This window comes from Blastopirellula sp. SH421, from assembly GCF_057808535.1.
In genome coordinates, this window is record NZ_CM173712.1 from 1,700,852 (window position 1) to 1,719,103 (window position 18,252).

General features: G+C 56.1%; 12 protein-coding genes. 1 reads left to right on the forward strand and 11 read right to left on the reverse strand.

Annotated features, from left to right (window positions below):
* Positions 1–48 precede the first annotated feature (48 nt).
* Positions 49–393 (reverse strand): histidine triad nucleotide-binding protein, encoded by a 345-nt coding sequence (locus SH421x_RS07015; protein WP_488854702.1) that lies wholly within the window; start codon positions 391–393, stop codon positions 49–51.
* A gap of 301 nt (positions 394–694) precedes the next feature.
* On the opposite strand from SH421x_RS07015, the gene SH421x_RS07020 reads away from it, so the two are divergent.
* Positions 695–1,312, forward strand: a complete 618-nt coding sequence (locus tag SH421x_RS07020) for a hypothetical protein (RefSeq protein WP_488854703.1) — start codon at positions 695–697, stop codon at positions 1,310–1,312.
* On the opposite strand, the gene SH421x_RS07025 is transcribed toward SH421x_RS07020, so the two are convergent.
* From SH421x_RS07025 to SH421x_RS07070, 10 genes are all read right to left on the reverse strand, one after another.
* A complete protein-coding gene (locus SH421x_RS07025) occupies positions 1,309–2,511 on the reverse strand; it encodes an alkaline phosphatase family protein (protein ID WP_488854704.1) in 1,203 nt (400 codons plus the stop codon). The genes SH421x_RS07020 and SH421x_RS07025 overlap by 4 nt on opposite strands.
* A 110-nt stretch (positions 2,512–2,621) precedes the next feature.
* Positions 2,622–4,070: an arylsulfatase gene (locus SH421x_RS07030; RefSeq protein WP_488854705.1), complete on the reverse strand. Its 1,449-nt coding sequence runs from the start codon at positions 4,068–4,070 to the stop codon at positions 2,622–2,624.
* Between the two features lie 749 nt (positions 4,071–4,819).
* The gene (locus SH421x_RS07035) at positions 4,820–6,298 is read right to left on the reverse strand and encodes a DUF1501 domain-containing protein (protein WP_488854706.1); all 1,479 of its coding nucleotides are present in this window, start codon (positions 6,296–6,298) and stop codon (positions 4,820–4,822) included.
* A gap of 6 nt (positions 6,299–6,304) precedes the next feature.
* Positions 6,305–9,316 (reverse strand): DUF1553 domain-containing protein, encoded by a 3,012-nt coding sequence (locus SH421x_RS07040; protein ID WP_488854707.1) that lies wholly within the window; start codon positions 9,314–9,316, stop codon positions 6,305–6,307.
* A 70-nt stretch (positions 9,317–9,386) separates the two neighbouring features.
* Complete coding sequence (locus tag SH421x_RS07045) at positions 9,387–9,857, reverse strand: hypothetical protein (protein WP_488854708.1); 471 nt, start codon at positions 9,855–9,857, stop codon at positions 9,387–9,389.
* Positions 9,858–9,925: 68 nt separating this feature from the next.
* Positions 9,926–10,888: a DUF1559 family PulG-like putative transporter gene (locus SH421x_RS07050; RefSeq protein WP_488854709.1), complete on the reverse strand. Its 963-nt coding sequence runs from the start codon at positions 10,886–10,888 to the stop codon at positions 9,926–9,928.
* Positions 10,889–11,053: 165 nt separating this feature from the next.
* Positions 11,054–11,464, reverse strand: a complete 411-nt coding sequence (locus SH421x_RS07055; RefSeq protein ID WP_488854710.1) for a hypothetical protein — start codon at positions 11,462–11,464, stop codon at positions 11,054–11,056.
* 123 nt (positions 11,465–11,587) lie between these two features.
* Positions 11,588–12,556 (reverse strand): DUF1559 domain-containing protein, encoded by a 969-nt coding sequence (locus SH421x_RS07060; protein ID WP_488854711.1) that lies wholly within the window; start codon positions 12,554–12,556, stop codon positions 11,588–11,590.
* 559 nt (positions 12,557–13,115) lie between these two features.
* Complete coding sequence (locus SH421x_RS07065; protein WP_488854712.1) at positions 13,116–14,414, reverse strand: DUF1501 domain-containing protein; 1,299 nt, start codon at positions 14,412–14,414, stop codon at positions 13,116–13,118.
* A 58-nt stretch (positions 14,415–14,472) separates the two neighbouring features.
* Positions 14,473–18,207, reverse strand: a complete 3,735-nt coding sequence (locus tag SH421x_RS07070) for a DUF1553 domain-containing protein (RefSeq protein WP_488854713.1) — start codon at positions 18,205–18,207, stop codon at positions 14,473–14,475.
* Positions 18,208–18,252 lie beyond the last annotated feature (45 nt).

An 18,252-nucleotide genomic window follows, 5' to 3' on the forward strand; every position in this document is an offset into this window, starting at 1 on the left:
TTGCCGACGCCGGTCAGTTGACTTGCTTGTAGTTCATCAGCTGTTAACTTAGCCTGGCGGCCAAGTTAGTTTGCGTCCGCCCATCAGATGCAAATGGACGTGCGGCACTTCCTGCCCACCTTCTTCTTTGCAGTTAACCACCACTCGATAGCCTTTCTCAAGGCCCAATTTTCGCGCGACGTCACGCACAACAATCCAGAGGTGTCCCATCACCGCTGCGTCTTCGTCGGCCAGATCGTCAAGCGTGGCGATTTCCTTTTTCGGGATTACCAACACGTGGATCGGCGCTTTAGGAGCGATATCACGAAACGCCAGGCAAAGGTCGTCCTCGTAGACGATGTCCGCCGGAATCTCGCCGTCAATAATTCGTTTGAAGATCGTTTTCTCGCTCATGTTGTTCCTTTGCTACTGACGGTAGTAATGCTGGCGCCTGGGACGAAGAATAGCACCATTTTCGACCTTAGCCAATCAGTTGATTTAGATGCGTTGTCGCGTGCTGCACGAGTTGGGAACAATGCGGAGAATGCAGCTCGCTAGCAGCCTAGTTTGGGTCAACTCCCGGTGGCGCGCTTGCCGAACATCCTAACAGAGTATGAATTGTAGTCGGCGATGGATTGCCGCTACACGAAGACGCGCTCCACAGCCAGCCAAGGCGCAAGTCTTCATTTCTGGCAGAGATATTTGGGGGGGATGCATGATGCTGACGCGCGAGAACTTCGCGTTGACCCTGGCGTTCTTGCTTGGTCTGCTGATCGCCTACGAAGTTCGCGGCCAACAGCCGAACTACGTTCAAGAGAACGGTGTGACCTATCGCGAAGTGGTCGACACCGTCCAACGTCCCGTCGTCGAAACGACGATGCAGCAGCATACCGAGCAGGTTTTCGTCGAGCGGTACACGACCGACATGCAAGAGAGCCAGCGCACCTACCATATGCCGATAACCGAATATCGTTGGGAAGCGTACACGCCGATTTCGTTAAACCTGTTTGCACCACCGCGCGTCGCCTATCGTTGGGTTCCGGTGACGCGTTGGGAACCGCGCGTCGAAACGGTTCGCACGCCGGTCACGCGTCGTGACTTGGTCCCAGAAACCCGCACTGTCTCACGTCCCGTGACGATCACGCGCATGGTTGACGAAAAGCGGATTTCCCGTGTCGCCGTCAGCAACATGCCGGGAACCATGAATAACGTCAGCAATATTGCCACCGCTCCGGCCGAATCGCAACGCGTCGGCGGTCTCGGCATGCAGGCCGATCCCCCCCGAGTTGGAACGCGGTTGGATCCCCAGAACGCGCCCTCGCGGTTTCGCTAACGCAAACCGTGCGTGAGCTCTAACGGCAATTCGGGCAGCGCGGCGCCGCGTTGAATGGCGTCGCGCGTCTGAACTGCTAATTCGATCGCTTGCGGCGTAATCTGCTGGCAGCGGTTCGCAACGTCGTTGATGTCCCAGCGATCATCCGGCTTGCCGAACAATTGACACTGCTGCTCACCATCTATCCGAGCTCCCCAGGCGACGGTCCGCAAATAGAGCTCATCGCCGTGCACGCAAAGCGTGCGATCTCTTGCCGGCAAATCAAGTTGTAATAGCGAGCGGGCCTCATCGTTTGCTCGCGGCGGCTGCGCTGCATCAAACCAATCAAGCAAGGTCGCTGGTAGATCGCTGCTTGACGCGAGTGATTGCACGCGGGTCAGTCCTTGGGCGGCGCCAGGCAACCGCAACGTCAACGGCACTTGAATCAGGTTGGAGTAAATCGCCAACGGCAGCGCTGCGTCGCGCCCAATTTGACGATGCAAACCGAGCGGGATTCCGCCGCTGGACGTGATGATCAGCAGCGGTTGGCGATCGACCGGCAGTGCGGCGATTGTCGTCAGCAATTCTTCTAGCAGCGTATCGATCAGTAGTACCTGGCCGCCGTAGGCCTGGGATAGGCCGAGTAACTCATCCGGCTCCAATTTGTCGGTCGGGCGAGAGGAGGGGGGCATTGCATACGTCGGCGGCTCGGGATCTTCGTCTTCGGCCAGCGAGCGACGATAGTCGAGCGGAGCGTCCCAAGCTCCGGCCATTCCGCGGGCATGCGCCCAGATCAACTCGTCTCCCTCGTCCGATGGAAGCCAATCACAAAGCAGCCCGAAGATTCGGGCCAATTCGGTCTCGTCTTCGTGATCAGCAATCTGCGGTTCTGTGCACGGCAGAAACTCAGCCGACGCCAACGCAAACGAACCAGCCGCATCACGTAGCAGCGCTTCGTCAGTCAACAAATGCAGCGGCACGCCGACCTGCGCAAGCTGTGCGGCCAAGTCAAAGCCGTCCTCTGGCGCCAGCGGATGCGCCGCGCGAAACCACGAGCGATATAGTTGATTTAGGTTGAGGGTTTCGACCGTTGCATGCTCGACCAAGATGGACTGGGCCGCTAACTGATTTAGCGCAGGAGTTTCTAGCCAGGCTGTCCCATAAGAGGACAAAAAACCAGCGCTCCAACCATCAATCACCAGAACAATCGCTCTTCGCACGCGAGATTCTCGAACGTAACAGGGATGGGAAAAGTTTGAGTATAGCGGAAAGCAGATCTGAAGAGACGCGTTGCTTCGTCTGCTCCGCTTTCAACTTTCCGCTTTTTCTCCTACTTCCCGTCCAGCACCGGCATTTTGTCAAGCTTGGATGGGGTGTGCGCCTCGGCCATCAGCTTGGCCAGTTGGGCGACCAAGTCGGGATGCTCGGCGGCGACATCGTGCTGCTCGCCGGGATCCGCTTCCAGATCGTATAGTTCGATCTTCAGCGGATCGGGATTCTTTTTGATCAACATTTTTTGGCGAATCCCTTTCCATTTGCCCATTCGGATCGACTGCTGACCCCCGTAGGCTGGGAACTCCCAATAGAGATAGTCGTGCACGTTTTGCTTACCGCTGCCCAACAAAGTTGGCGCCAAGCTAAGGCCGTCGATCTGCTCTGGAGCGGTCGTTTCTGTAATGTCGGCGATCGTCGGCAGCAGGTCCCACAGGGCGCTGGGCAGATGCGAAACTTGTCCCGGCTGGATCTTGCCGGGCCAGCGAGCGACCAGTGGAACACGCACGCCCCCTTCGTACAGACTTCCCTTGAAACCGCGCAGATTTGCCACGGATTCAAAGAAGTCAGAGTCCGATCCTCCGAGACGATCGTAGGTCGCGCCATTGTCCGAGGTGAATAAGATCAGCGTATTGTCATTGAGATCGAGCGTTTCAATCTTGCGCATGATCTTGCCGATGTCGCGATCCATGTGAGTGATCATCGCAGCATAGGCGGCGCGCGGCGTCGGGTGTTGGATGTAGCCTTTGTGCACATATTTTTCTTCCGGGATCGTAGGCGTGTATTCGGCGGTCGACTCGTCAGGGACTTGAATCGACAAGTGCGGAATCGCGAACGGCAGATACAGAAAGAACGGTTTGGCTTGATTGGCTTCGATAAATTCGAGGGCGACCTGGGTGAATTGATCTTGCGAGTAGGTTTCGCCGGTCGCGCCGCGCGTGTTGCCTGGTTGAACTTCCTTCTGGCGATTTCGCATCAGGAATTTTGGATAATGGTTATGCGCATGCGACTGACAATTGAAACCATAAAATAGGTCAAAGCCCTGCGTATTCGGATCGCCGGTCGTGCCGAACTGTCCCAAGCCCCATTTGCCGATCGCCGCGGTGGCGTAGCCGCGTTGCTTCAGCATTTCGGCAATTGTCACTTCTTCGCTGGCCAATGGGCGTTGGCCAGGAAAATCGTCCAAACCAAGCGCCAACGACTCAGGCGGCAGTTGCTTTTGGGCAAAGTTGTTTCGCACATAGGCGTGGCCCGAATGCTTGCCCGTCATCAGGCAGCAGCGCGATGGTGCACAGACGGCGTTACCGCTGTAGAAGTCGGTAAAGCGAATCCCCTCGGCCGCCAGACGATCGATGTTCGGCGTCTTGATCCACTTCTGCCCATAACACCCCAACTCGGCATAACCCAAATCATCCGCCATGATCAGCACGATATTCGGAGCACGATCAGCGGCTAGCAATTCGGTCGCCGCAGAGAGTAGCAAAATACAGACGATTAGGCGCAACATGGGATGCTTCAGTAGAGGGGAAGTGGAAAGCTGAAAGCGGTCTCTGGTTGGAATGACGAAAGTCGAAACCAGAATGTCGAATGCTTGAATACCGAACATCGTCACTAGTGATTAGCTCTGCGTTCGACGTGCTTCCTCATAGGCATTCGTCATTAGACTCCCTGAGTGGACACTGGACCTTCATCTTTTTTATTCTGCATCGCCCCCTAATGCAAATGACTCATCCTGGGTAGTTTGCCCAGGGTGAAGCGGGCCGGGGGGATAGGCGTGGTGCAGCGAGGGAAACGCCACCTTGCCCATTGCTCCGTACTGATCGTGCCCCCCGACACCGGTTCGAAGGACGGGACAGGACCGGACCGGCATGCATTTTTTATGGTATCCCGGTTGTTGACTTGGGGGCTTTAGGGGGATCGACAGGCATCGCCTGCTTTACGACTGGACTGGACCGCAACGTTTTCTTACTGCTGAAATTGAAGCCCCCCCAATAAACATCCCGCGCAGCAAGCAAGTCCGGCAACCTCGCTGGATGTTGTCGGACTGTTAGAGGGCCATCGTCAAGGTGAAACCCATGGTTCGTATGGCCTGCTTGAATTAGTGAGTATATAGTGACAAAATCCTTGGACTTTGTCTAGGGCGATTTTTGCCAGAGCGGCCTGTCTGAGCGAAGCCCGATAAGGCCCCAAGGGTTCAACGTAGCTGTTGGAAATGGCCTGAGGCTTGCCCTCCTATCGAAACCGGACCAATAACAGCTAGCTGAGCAGCGGCTTGAGGACGTGGCCATGCACATCGGTAATTCGGCGCTGGATTCCATTGTGATAATAGGTGAGCCGCTCGTGATCGAGACCCAACACATGCAGCGCCGTCGCGTGCAAGTCATAGCAGTAGGCTGGGGATTCCTGGGCTTGAAAACCGAGTTCGTCGCTGGATCCGTAACTAACGCCGCCGCGGATGCCGCCGCCGGCCATCCACGCGGTGAACGCCCCGGGGTTGTGATCGCGGCCTTTGCCTCCTTGGGCGGCTGGCTGCCGGCCGAATTCGGTGGTGCAGATGACCAAGGTGGAATCGAGCATTCCGCGCTGTTTTAAATCGGTCAACAGAGCGCTGGCGCCGCGGTCCAGGATCTGGCCCCAATAGCCATGGTCGCGGGGCAAATCTTCGTGACTGTCCCAGTTAGGGCGAATTTTCTCGGCGGTGGTGTTTTCGGCGCCGCAGAAGATTTGCACAAAGCGCACGCCGCGTTCCACCATGCGGCGAGCAAGCAGGCATTGCCGACCGAAGGGACCGATCGTCTCGTGTTCAGTCGCGTACAATTGATGAATCGATTCGGTCTCGCGAGCGAGATCGGTCACTTCTGGCGCCGCCAACTGAAGCCGAGCCGCCAACTCATAAGAGGCGATTCGCGCTTCCAGCATCGAGTCGCCCGGCCGATCTGCCGCGTGCTGGCGGTTGAGCTGTTGAAGCAATGCTCGTCCTGCTGCTTCGGACGCGGCCGAAACTTCACTCCCAGCCGCTGGAAAGAGATCGGCAATCGGGGGTTTGTCGGCAGCGGTTTGGATGACGGTCCCTTGGTGAACCGCCGGTAGAAATCCGGCGCCCCAATTGAGTACGCCGCCTGGGGGCAAGCCGCGCGTGTCAGGCAGTACGACAAACGCCGGCATGTTCTCGCTTTCGCTTCCCAGACCGTATGTCACCCAGGCGCCCATTGCGGGAAAACCTGGCCGGATGAAGCCAGAGTTCATCATAAACATCGCTGGCCCATGCAAGGCCGACTTGCTTTGCATCGAGTGAATAAAAGCGATGTCGTCCACGCATCCAGCAAGGTGCGGAAATAAATCACTCATCCATTTGCCGCATTCGCCGTGCTGGCGGAATTTCCAAAAGCTGGGCTGACAATTGCCCGGCTTCGATGCGAAAAAGGTTAGTTCGCCGTTGGGATCAAACGGCTGACCGGCGCGTCGCTCCAGTTCGGGACGATAATCCCAGGTATCGACGTGACTAATCCCGCCGGGACAAAAGATTTGAATTACCCGCTCTGCTTTAGGAGGATGATGCGCAATTTTCGCCGTTAGGCCGCGTGGCGCAGCATCTGCCGCCGTCGGTTCCTGCGCCAGCGCTCCGGCATCGGCAAGCATCGCGGCCAGGGCTACGCTCCCTAGTCCTCCGCCAAATTCAGCGAGAAAACGGCGGCGCGAGACGGTTGAGCGGAGATGATTGAAAGGCGCTGGCATCGAGGGCTAGTCCACGTAAATAAACTCATTAGTATTCAACAGCAAGCGGCACAGTTGGGCTAACCCATGGGCTTCGATCAACTGGACGCTGGCCTCTGCTTCGGCAGGAAGCGGCGTGCGCGCCAGCGTCAAACGAAACGCGGCGTGGGCTTGTTCGGTCTTCGAGTCGCCGGCCGCTTGCCGCACTTGCTCGGCGAGATAATCGGCCTGTTGAAGCATAAAGGCATTGTTCCACAACGTGAGCGACTGTAGGACCGTGGTCGTCGGATTGCGGGCCGGGGTAAAGTTTGCCGGATCAGGACAGTCGAGCGTCGTCAGATAGGGATGCGGCGTCGTTCGCACGACAAAACGATAGATGCTGCGCCGCCACAACTCGGGGCGATCAGGCGTAATGTAATCGTAGATCGGTGCATAGGCTTCTTGATAATTGAAATCGCGAAAGCCAGCCCCATACATCTGGTCATTTAACTTGCCGCTAACGGTCAAGACAGCATCGCGGACCGATTCGGCGTCTAGCTTCCGAGGATTCATCCGCGAGAGCAGCCGGTTGTCGGCATCCATCGCGGCGGCTGGGTTGCTACGTGATGATTGGCGATAGGTGGCGCTGGTGCAGATCAGGCGATGCAGCGGCTTTAGTTTCCAATCGTGGGCCAGCAGTTGTTCGGCCAGCCAGTCGAGGAGTTCGGGATGACTGGGGACTCCTCCGGCCAGGCCAAAGTCGCTCGGCGTGTCGACCAGGCCGAGCCCAAAATGATGATGCCATAAGCGGTTGACAATCACACGCCGTGTCAGGGGATTGCGGGGATCGGTGATCCAGTCGGCCAGCGCTAGGCGGCGCTCTCCTTCGGGAGTCGCCTGCGTACCAAGGTTTGCAGGCAACCCGAAGCAACTTAATGTGCCGGGATCGACGGCCTGTTGCGGATCCTCTGGATTGCCGCGGCTGAGTACGTGAATGGTTGGGGGCGGCTGCGACACTACGGCGTAAATATGTTGCGGCTCGGCCAGCGACTTTAGCTCTGTCTGCAGGCTTTCCAATTGCTTCCGCAGGTGCGCGATGGTTGCTAATTTCTCCTCTGAAATCGACTTCGGCTGAGCGTCGACCAGACGCGGATTGCCGAAACAGATTTGATCGTGGCCGATGCCGTTGCCGCCATCGGTGGCCATGAGTGTTAAAAACCGAGCTTCCGCTGGTAACTGCACTTGGATCGGCGTCAGTTCATCTTCGGCTCCGATGGCAGGATGATCCGTTTGCAATTGGCCGTCGACGTAAACGGAAAATTTGGCGCCCTGGGTCGGAGTTTGGCCGAAGTAGCCGACCTGCGTGGTAAACGTCATCGCCTGGGGTGCGCCAGCTGCGCGAATCGCCGCCAGGTCAAAGGTGATCGCCGCATTGGCATGTAGAGAAAGTAGCGATTGGCTTTTCTCCGCAAAGTCGATCCCGCCCCGCTTAAGCGTGTGCTGGTGGTTCACTGGACCATTTCGAATACCGTCCCAGACTTGGCCCGAAGTCAAGGGAACGTCGTTCACCAAAAGACCCGTCGACGTAATTGGAGTTCCTGCCGAGCTCGCTTGGGGAATCACCACTCCATCGATCAGCGGGTGTTCTGAGATCGCAAACTGATTGAGCTGGACATCGGCACGAAACGCAAGCTTGCTAGACAAAGCGTTGCCGTTCAAAGGATCGACGCCGTGCTCTGGTACGCCGTTTCCATGTCCGTCGCCGCCGCCGACGATGTCGGCCAAGTCGATCCCTGTTTGGGTGAGACTCGCCAATTGGGCTTGCGTCTCTTTGATTTGCGCGGTCAGCGCCTGCTGTTGCTGTTGGTGTTGCTGAATTTCGTTGGCGCTCAGCGGGCGATCCGCTTGTTTGACGCCGGCAAATACTGACCAGAGCGCGTAGTACTCTTGTTGCGAAATCGGATCAATCTTATGGTCATGGCATCGCGCACAATTGATCGTCACGCCGCATGCAGCCGTTAAGACCTGAGTGGATAGATCATCGAGACCATCGGCTTGTGCAGCGCGGCGGAGAACTTCGCTACGAGCTTCGACCTGACCGACATAATCCCAGGGCCCAGCGGCAAGAAAGCCGATCGCTTGAATCGATTCGGGATCTTCTGGACTGACGACATCTCCAGCTATTTGTTGCTTCAGGAACTGATTGTACGGCTTGTCGTTGTTGAACGCGCGAATCACGTAATCGCGATAGAGCCATGCATTCGGGCGGATCATATCACGCTCAAAACCATGCGTATCCGCATAGTGGGCGATGTCTAGCCAATGCCGCGCCCAGCGTTCGCCAAAGTGCGGCGATGCTAGGTAGCGATCGACTAGTTGCTCGTAGGCTTGCGGGTCTGGATCGGCGACGAACGCTTCGACTTCTTCAAAAGTAGGCGGCAGGCCGAGCAGGTCAAACTTTAGTCGCCGAATCAGCGTCCGGCGATCCGCTTCAGGGGAAGGGGAAAGATCCTGTTGTTCAAGCTGTTGCAGCACGAAGGAATCGAGTGGGTTTTTCGCCCAAGTTGTATTGTTGGTCAGCGGGATTTCGACTGGCGCTACCGGTTGCCAGGCCCAGTGGTCCAAGCGATCGTCTTTGAGCGCTGCGCGATCTGCATCTGTTTCTGGCCAGACAGCCCCTTGATCGATCCAAGTTCGCAACAAAGCAATCTGGCTGTCGGTTAGTTTCTCTCCCTCGGGCGGCATGACCTCTAGTTCATCGTCGCTCGTCACACGGCGGATGAGCTCGCTTTCGTCGCTCTTGCCGGGGATGATGATGGGGCCGCTGTCGCCTCCCTTTTGGGCGAATTTTTTTGCGTCCAGTCTCAGCCCGCTGTGTTGTGATTTGGCGCTATGACACGCAACGCAGCGAGCAGTCAGCAGGGGGCGAATTTGCGATTCGAAATCAATTTGGGGTTCGGCAGCCAGCAAATCCAAACTGCTGACAAGCAACAGGCAGATCGCCGCAGCGTAGCCGCCCCATCGAGAAGATCGGAAGTGTCGAGAGAGTGACCAAATCATGAACGATCGTTTCTTGAAGGCAGGCAATCAGGCGGGCGTAGGGGCAGGCAGGCGGTTCGGCGGCCGGCTTCTAGAGGTCAAAGTCAAGCTGGTTTTTTCCGGCCATGATCTCACGCTCTAGGTTGGTTTTGGTGTTGTATTGGGACGGCACCGTCTCGCCGATCTCTTCTACAAGCGTCCCTGCCGGACCGAGTGAGCCAACCGAGACTTTACGTCCAGTTGGCCCAGGAGCGAAGATCCGAACTTGATAGTTGCCGACTATTGGGCCCTTCGCTTCGGCAACCACATATTTTCCCTCGACAATCCGAGCGCCAGCTGTGGGGCCTTGGGTATCCGCGGCAGGGATAAACTCAATCGAGCCTTGAGAAATAGCTTTGCCGTTGAGCGATACATTACCGCTGACCGCGGCTCGGCGCGGACCATCGTAACTGGGGCCGCAGCCCAAGCAGAAACAGAGCCCGACGCTGCCCAGCAAGAGGCCCAATTGCCAACGGCCTTGTCGGTCAATATCGCTAACAAGCATTTTGGAGAGATGCAACACAATTCAATTCCTCAGACAAGCACAATGATGGGGGAAGGGCGGTGAACTATCGCGAGAGCCTGTAAAAATTAGAGCCCTGCCGAGGGAGTTCCGTCGCTAATCCAAGCCGCGTTCTGCCAGATGGTCAACGAGGTGCTGTCCGAAGCGAAGCTAACGCTGCCATCTCCGCGCAGGAAGTTCACGCCCACGGGATGACGACTTCGGGAGGAGGCATGGTTCGAGTCATTGTTCGCCACCGCAACGCAAAAGGGATCGTTGGCAGGACAAAAACGACCCGAATCATAGCTGTAAAGCTCATCCGCAATCGACGAGTTCGGGGTGTTGCGAGCCTGTAAAAATTGGCAACCAGCGCGAGCGGTGATGAAGCAACCGCGAACGTCATTCGGCGTGCCAGAGATGTATTCAGCGACAATCATGGTATTGCTCAGTCCGTCGGTCACGTCGGCCATGCGCCGGGCTTTTTTTTCAGTGGTCGCCGAGAACAGGCCGCGCTGGAGCGTGTTGTTATCACTAAACGATTCGCCATCGTTGGTGCCTGAGAAGATGCCAAGATAGTTCGAGTTTGCGAGTCGCAGTCCGCCTGTAATTTCTTTCGGTCCGGTCTCGGTTGCGCTGGGACATTGCAGCGCTTCGAGCGGCAAATTATGCAGGTGCTGCCACTGGGCATGCGTTGCCGGAATGCCCCAGGCCATTGCATTGGTGTAGTTATTAAGCCGTTCGTGATAGGCGTTCTGCTCTAGATAGGGCAGGATGAAATGCAAAAGATAAGGCCACTCGGGGCTTCCCCAACGCGATCCGGTGTTGCAAAGACTTCCCGGCGGGAAATGACCGTTGACATCATGAAAGTTATGCAGACCAAGTCCGATCTGCTTCAGATTATTGGTGCAATGCATCCGACGCGCGGCCTCGCGCGCTTGTTGTACCGCTGGCAACAGTAGCGCTATGAGTACGCCGATAATTGCAATGACAACCAGCAGTTCCACTAACGTGAACCCACGGCGCGACAATGTCAAACTTGACTCGTTGGACATACAATTTTCCTGGACAAGATAAGAGGCAAAATAAGATGAGTTAACTATTATTTTTAATTGCCCCAGTCGCCATGTCCACGCACTTTGTGTCAAAACATGATGCTATTGTCTCACCCAGTGTGGCAATACAGGTCTGCAAGTGAAAAATGAAAGTGTAAGCGTCGGCTATTTCTCGAGCGCAAACAAAAATTCATTCGGTCCTGACTCCCTGACCGTCACCACGATTCCTGCGTCGATCCGGCCATATTTGTCGGGCACTAGATCGACGGCGTTGGCTTCCATGGGTTGATCGTAGATCGTCACCGTATGTTCGCCGATGACTACGCCCTGTTTCTGACTGTTGGTCCACAGATCGATAACCTCGCCGTCGACGATGCGGCCATTGGACGACGGGCCCGGCGTCGCTGGACTGAAAGCGATCAGCGCTTTTTGCAGAGGCTTACCGTTGATGGTTACTTTGGCCGAAATGGGGACGGTGGGCGGCAAGCGAGGAAGTCGATCGCCGCAGCCGGCAGAAGCAATTAAGACCGCCCCCGCCAAGAGATACAAAACAACGGATTTCTGCAATCGTGGCATAAGAGTCACTGGTGAGAAGAGATGAATCGAGAGGTCCGTTTACCTGCGGAAATGATTTAAGCAGGCGTTTCGCGTACGATCACTGCGGGGCTTTGAGGATCAAGCTAGGGCGCAGCTGGGTCTCTATAATTGCTCGGTCACTTCGTTTTTGGCACGACTACCATATGCCTGGAAGGTCATGCGATCGACCGTTTCCGAGACAAACCGGACCGAAGCGTCTGCTAGGGTTACGTTGGCGCCGCCGACGTGTCGACTGCGCGCGTGCATAATCGCATTATCAACGCCTTGCCCGTTGCAAGGCGCAAAGGAGGCGCTTTGGCAGGTACTCAGGCGGTCGCCAACCAAAGTGTTCGGTGATTCTCGAGTGCTGAAACAGACGCTAACTCGACGGCCGAAGTAGTAAGCGCCACGAAGATCAATGACCTCTCCCGAGGCGCCGCTGTACGGAACGATTAAGATCTCGCTCATTAGGGCGGTGTTCGAAGTTCCGTCGACGATATCACCAAATTGGGTCGCTGATTTGGCGTAGAAGATTCCGTCGCGATTGAGCATGTTAGGATCGCCCGTCGGCGTAAAATAGTCTGACCCGCTGCAAGCGACATAGTTTCCGTAGAATCCAAATCGCTCATACCATGGGGACGACGCGCCGGTGTCGATTACCTTGGCCGCATTCGGATCGCTAGGACAAGTCAACGCTTCGATCACGGTGAATCGCCCTGGGGCAGTGCTAGCCATCACGCCGTTGGCAAAGTGCTGCTTCATTCCGTCATACAAATTGCCTTGCTCGATAAAAGGCAAAATGGTCTGCATCCATGTGGGCGGGCTCTTTTCAAAATCAGGAGCGCTGGCAGGGGGATCGAAGTTGGCTCGTCCCACAAGCCCGGGAGAAAATTTTCTGAACGTGTCGTGGTAGTTGTGCATCGCAAGGCCCAACTGCTTTAAATTGTTGGTGCATTGCATTCGTCTGGCTGCCTCTCTCGCTTGTTGAACGGCGGGTAAAAGCAGTGCGATCAAGACACCGATGATGGCGATTACGACAAGCAACTCGACTAACGTGAATCCTGTGCGCTGATGATTTCGCGAGAATTTCATGGAAAAGCCTTGATTAGGGTCCGGGATGATGGGGGATTCGTAGAATATCCCGTACAAGTAATTCCCGCGTTTAGAAACAATTCTCGCTGGATTCCAAAAAAATAATTCAAATTTATAAGACAGCAAGCAAATTGGTCTCCTCTAAGTTCACCCGATGGAAGTCGATACCCCCTGCTGGAAGCGCGTTCGCGGCCTTCTCTGTAGCTCAATTTTCGCGTGTCATGCTCTTACTCGGTCTGCGTAAGATGAGCATGTCTTTAGAGCTTCGTGCGACGAATTGCCTTATTTAACCGCACGACCATGGCTTAATTGGCGAAAACGCAGTCGGAGGATGGCGTTTAGCGAACGGTTCTGAGAAAACACAAATCAAGCTGCGAAGGATTCTTCGCCTTCGCCCGCTACGGCTTGATTTCGCCCCAGAGAGCGGTGCGAAATTTAACAACCAGCAGCATGAAATTGCACCAGCAAGTCGACTACCGGCTGGCGCTGCTTGGTCGTGGACCCGTGATGCGATGACGCCAAGCGGACATCGCAAAAGTCGATGCGTACCTAAGCCTGCTTATCCAAAAAGTTGGGCGATAGGTTGTCCCCGGTCAGTGATCGGAACAGGGCGATCACCGTCGTAGAGCGACTTGGAATAGTCGATGCCCAGGGCGGCATGAATGGTCGCGAAGAAATCAGGAACCGAGACCGGATCAGCGGTAATCTTTTGCGACAGCTCATTGGTCTGACCGTAAGCGCCTTGATGCTTTAAACCGCCGCCTGCGAGGACGCAGGTGAAGGTCGAGCCTTGATGGCCGCGCCCGCCGCCGCCATCAAATTGCGGGGGACGTCCGAACTCGGTCGTCACGACGATCAGCGTCTTATCCAGAAGCTGGCGATTTTGCAGATCGAGAATGAGCGCTGAGAGCGCGTCGTCCAATTCATGAATCAACTTGTGCTGGTCAAGAATTCCACGGTTGTGAACGTCCCATCCGGCGCCGTTGAGAAAGTTGAGATTGTGCGAGACTTCGATAAATCGTACGCCCCGTTCCACCAGTCTTCGCGACAGTAAGCAGCGTTGGCCAAACTCGCCTCCGTAGCTTTCTCTTAGCGCCGCTGGCTCACTATCGAGTTCAAAACTGCGCATGAATTCGGGCCCGCTCAGCTTTAGACTAAGATCCGCCGCCGCCGCATAGTCTTGTAACAACTTATCGCTGGTGGGGGTCTGCTGGCGACGAACTTGCGTCAGCAACTGGTCGCGTCGTTTCTGTCGCTCTGCCGTAACGGTCAAATGTCGCGACAACCCAGCCGGTCCGCGTCCCGTTTCGGTTAAGTACAAGTAGCTATGTTGGGCGCCGAGAAAACCCGGCCCACGCGAGCTGTTGGGATAGCCAATCAAGACGTAGGGAGGCGCAGATTCTGAAAGCGAGCCGCGCTCGTGCGCAATGATAGATCCGAGCGACGGATAAACGACAGTTCCGCTTACAGGCCGGCCCACATGCATCCAATTGGTCGCTGCGGCATGTTCGTCGATGACCGAATGGTTCACCGTACGAACTGCGGTCACGCGGTCCATTAACCCGGCTACCTTCGGCAGATGTTCGCAGACCGAGACGCCGTCGACCGCAGTGGGAATCGCATCGTAATAGCTTCCCGGCTTTTGCTTGCCGGGTTCACCTTTCGCCTTGGGATCGAAGGTATCGATCTGACTCATGCCGCCGCCTAACCAGATCGAAATTACATGTTCGGCTTGTCCTTGAATGAGTGGTGAATCGGCCGCTGTGGCCCAGGTCGGCATTGCGGCCAAGCCAGCGGCGGTAGCGCCGGCAGCGAGAAACTGGCGGCGATCCATTGCAGAAGTTGGTGATGGGAACATGGCTGCTAACTCACGAGATTCGAGATGATGATTTTGGGGGGGCAATGTTCGCTGTACGTTACGGCATCCAGACGAACTCACGCAGATTCACGATGCTCCAGACAACGTCTTCATACTGCGTTCGCCATTCTGGATTCAGTCGCGGATCCGCAGGCGGCCCAAGCAACACTCGCTGGGCGTTTTCCTGCTGGATACTGTTGGCTTCATTTCGGACATGATTCCACCAAGTGACTTGGGGAAGTCGCTCGGGCGTCTTAGGCGATATGACTTGATCTACAGGCAGCAGTCGGTCTTCAAAGCCCTCCTCCAACAAGCTCAAGAAGACTTTTCTCTCGGCCGGTGTGGGCGGGCGACTGACAAAACGCAAAAAGAGCGATTCCAGCAATTCGTGAGGAGAAGTCGCTTCAACAGCCAAATCGGCTAAGGGGCTTTGATAGGCGGCCCTCGTTAACGAAATGCTTAAGGTGCTGTTGGCCATCACTGCCGGCTGCAAGACATTGGGTGCGATTTCTCGATCGGTTCTGGGCGCCTGGCGATCGGCGTTCCAACCAAACGCGGTTAACATTTCGGTCACGACTGCGGCACGCGGCAGCGTTAGGCTGGGCCGATCGCGTTCATTGGAAAGACTGACCAACATCCAACTGCGATGCGGATCGCCATACGTGTTTCGCGCATTCACGGTCGTCCGGCCGTCAGGATCAAGCGTCATCTCCTCGATATCCATCTCGCAGCCTGTTGCTGCATAGAGCGAATCGACGATCTGTTCCGCCGTCAATCGTCGTCGGTCAGGAGCGACAAACAGCCGCGCCTCGGGTTCCGCATCCTGGTTTTTCCCGATCGCTTCACGCTGATAGAGTTGCGAAGTCATGATGACTCGCGTCAGACGTTTAAGATCGTAGTCGCAGGCGACAAGTTCTTTTCCTAGCCACTCCAGAAGCTCTGGATGACTGGGTTCATTACCTTCCCAGTCGTGCGGCGATTCAACGATTCCGGCCCCGATCAGGCGGCGCCAAAGACGATTGGCGATGACTTGCGCAAACCGAGTGTTTTGCGGGCCCGTAATCAGCGCCGCTAATCGCTCGCGAGAATCTTCGGGGTTTTGCAGCAGAGAGTTCAACGCGTCATTATCTTCAGCTCCTGTTTGCACGGCGAACGGCCAGGTGGGGCTAATGCTTTCACCCGGTTTCAAGGTGACCTTAATCAACGATTCACGCGCTTTGTTGGCAAAAAATCCTGCCGGAACCGTGCTGGTCGCCGGGACGCTGACCGGCTTGCGGGCAAACATAGCCGCCAGCGAATAAAGATCTTTTTGGCTGGTGCTGTGATAAGGAGAATCATGGCACCGGGCGCATTGCATTTCGATCCCTAAGAAAGCAGTGCCGACGATGTGTCCTTTCGCGGCGAAGGGAGAGTCGTTTTGGGCGGCGATCGCAAATCCAGCGCTCCCGCCGTCATATGCGCCGCCGCGCATCATTAACAGTTCTGTGACCATTCGGTCGATCGGTTTGTTGTCGTTCAACGAGTCATAGAGGAACCAGCGGAAGGGGCCGGTGCTGTTGAGGCTGGCATTGATCAAAGTTGGGTTCTCGGCCAACAGATCGAGCCAATATCCCATCCAATTGTCGGCCCAACGCGGATCGGCGAGCAGTTGATCGATCAAACGTTCGCGTTTATCAGAAGCTGCGTCCTGAAGAAATGTTTGAACTTCAGTTTCGGTGGGGACAACGCCCACCGTGTCGAGATAGGCGCGCCGGATGAACGCCGCATCGTTGACTACGGCGGCCACTTCGTGAGAAGTTGGCTCCGAATTGGCTGCGGGCCACTTGGCTCCATTGGTGATCCATTTTTCTAGGATCTTGATTTTCGCTTCTGAAAGCGGCTTCCCAGAGGGAGGCATGCGCAGATCGTCGTCTGCGCTACGAAGTCGCGCGATCATTTCGCTCGCATGGGGATCTCCCGGCTGAATCGCCGAGGCGCCGGAGTCGCCGCCCAACATCGCCAATTCACGCGAAGCGAGGGACAGCCCCCCTTGATTCTTATCGCCATGGCAGCGAAAGCATTCGCTCTTTAAGATCGGCGACACCTTCGTCATGAAGTCGTTTTCAGGAGAGGATGTTGCGTTGTCAGTCGAAGCGGCGACTTTGTCCAGGCGAGCCTGAATGAACGCGTCGATCGGGTTTTCCGGATCCTGAGCGACAGTCGGAATTGTCGGCGCTGGATTTGCTTTCAGCCAAGCTTGGGCCGCTTGATGACGCTGGTTCCAAAAAGCTTGCTGGCTTTCTGCGGCGGCATGACGTGCCGCCGTGTTCAAAGCCGCAAACGAGGCGTTGATTCGATCTAATTCCGCCTCCACGGCTTCGTCAGTCAAAGGAAACGGTTCTTCAGCAAGCCCGCTGGGTCGCAAAATGGAAAAGGAGTCGCTCCCTTCTAAACGAACTGCGAGAGTCAGTTCGCCTGGTTCCGCCCGAAATCTTTTGCCGCCGGCGATGGCGTCAAATACGACGCGCACTGGCTTCGCGTCGGTGATCTCAATCGACGCCAAAACTTCCTGACAGCGATGCCATACGGGACGTTGTCCCGGAGCCGGGGGGAGCGCGACTGGGGTGATCGGTTCTTCGCCGTGAGGTGAGCCGGTTAACGGTTTGGATTGTGTGACCAATCGCCCATCGATCCAGGCTCGCGCCAATCCGCGTGCACGCATTAGCACCTCATGTTTACCCGGCGGAAGCGTCACGTCGGCCGCCATCCGGACCAAGACTGGCGCGTTCCAGCCGGTTCGAATTCCCCAGTTGTCATATTTCAGCGGGATCTGGTCGAGCAGCAGGGCGCTGCCAGACCAACTTTTCGCTGCTGGCGGCAAGGTTTCGTCAGAATATGACCAGCGATCATGGGCTGGCAGTCCTTCGTGGAAGGTCACGATAACTTGGTCCGCAGGCAACGGACCAAGCTCAGGCATGCGGCGAGATTCGGCTGTGGGTTCTGGCTCTTCACCCACACGGCGAAAGCGGGTTTGCAGCGTTTCATCCGCGAGGATCTCACGATGAATTCCGACCGAATCGAGACTGCCGCGAAAGCTATTGTTTTTAGAACCACCGAGTGCCGATCCAATCCAAATTTGATCGTTATCAATCGCCGGCGTTTTGGTGGTAGGCCCACCGGCATCCCATTGCCCAGCTACTTTCTTGCCGTCAATCCAGCCTTGAATGGTTGTGGGCTTTCCAAAGCAGTAGGTAATCGCAATGTGATGCCAACCAGTTCGCGGACGAAACCCTGTGCTGGTCGTGTAGCGATGCCAGTTCTCTGAGTTAGGCTCGATCGGCACGGTGGCGAAAAGAAAGCTGACTCGCGCTTCTCCCTCCATTCCGCTGACTCGAAGAGCCCAATTTTGATTGTCGGGTGAAAAGCCGGCTCGACCCGTTCGGCCTTTGCCGATGATGTAGGTAAATTCACCATCCTGAAGGTCACGAATATTGACCCAAGCTTCCAGCGTGATCTCATCGCCGTTGTCAAAGTCAAAGGGACTGTTGTCGCCTGGATCTTCATAGACGAAACGTGATCCGCTGCCGTCGAATTTGACTGACAAGTTATTGACCGGAAAATCGGGATAGATCGGCGGACGCGGTCCCGGCATATCACGATGGACGCCTCCCACGGGATGTAGCGGCGTTTGTTCCTCTGGGCCAAATTCCCACAAGGCTACCGGCAGATCGTCCGCTATCAGATTGGTGGGCGCGGTGATCCAAACAGTCGCGGAGATCGCGATCGCAATCAAGCTAAGCTGAATCGGTTTCATAATGGTTGTTTTTTGATGCGGCATGATAATCAGGCAGGCGGGATC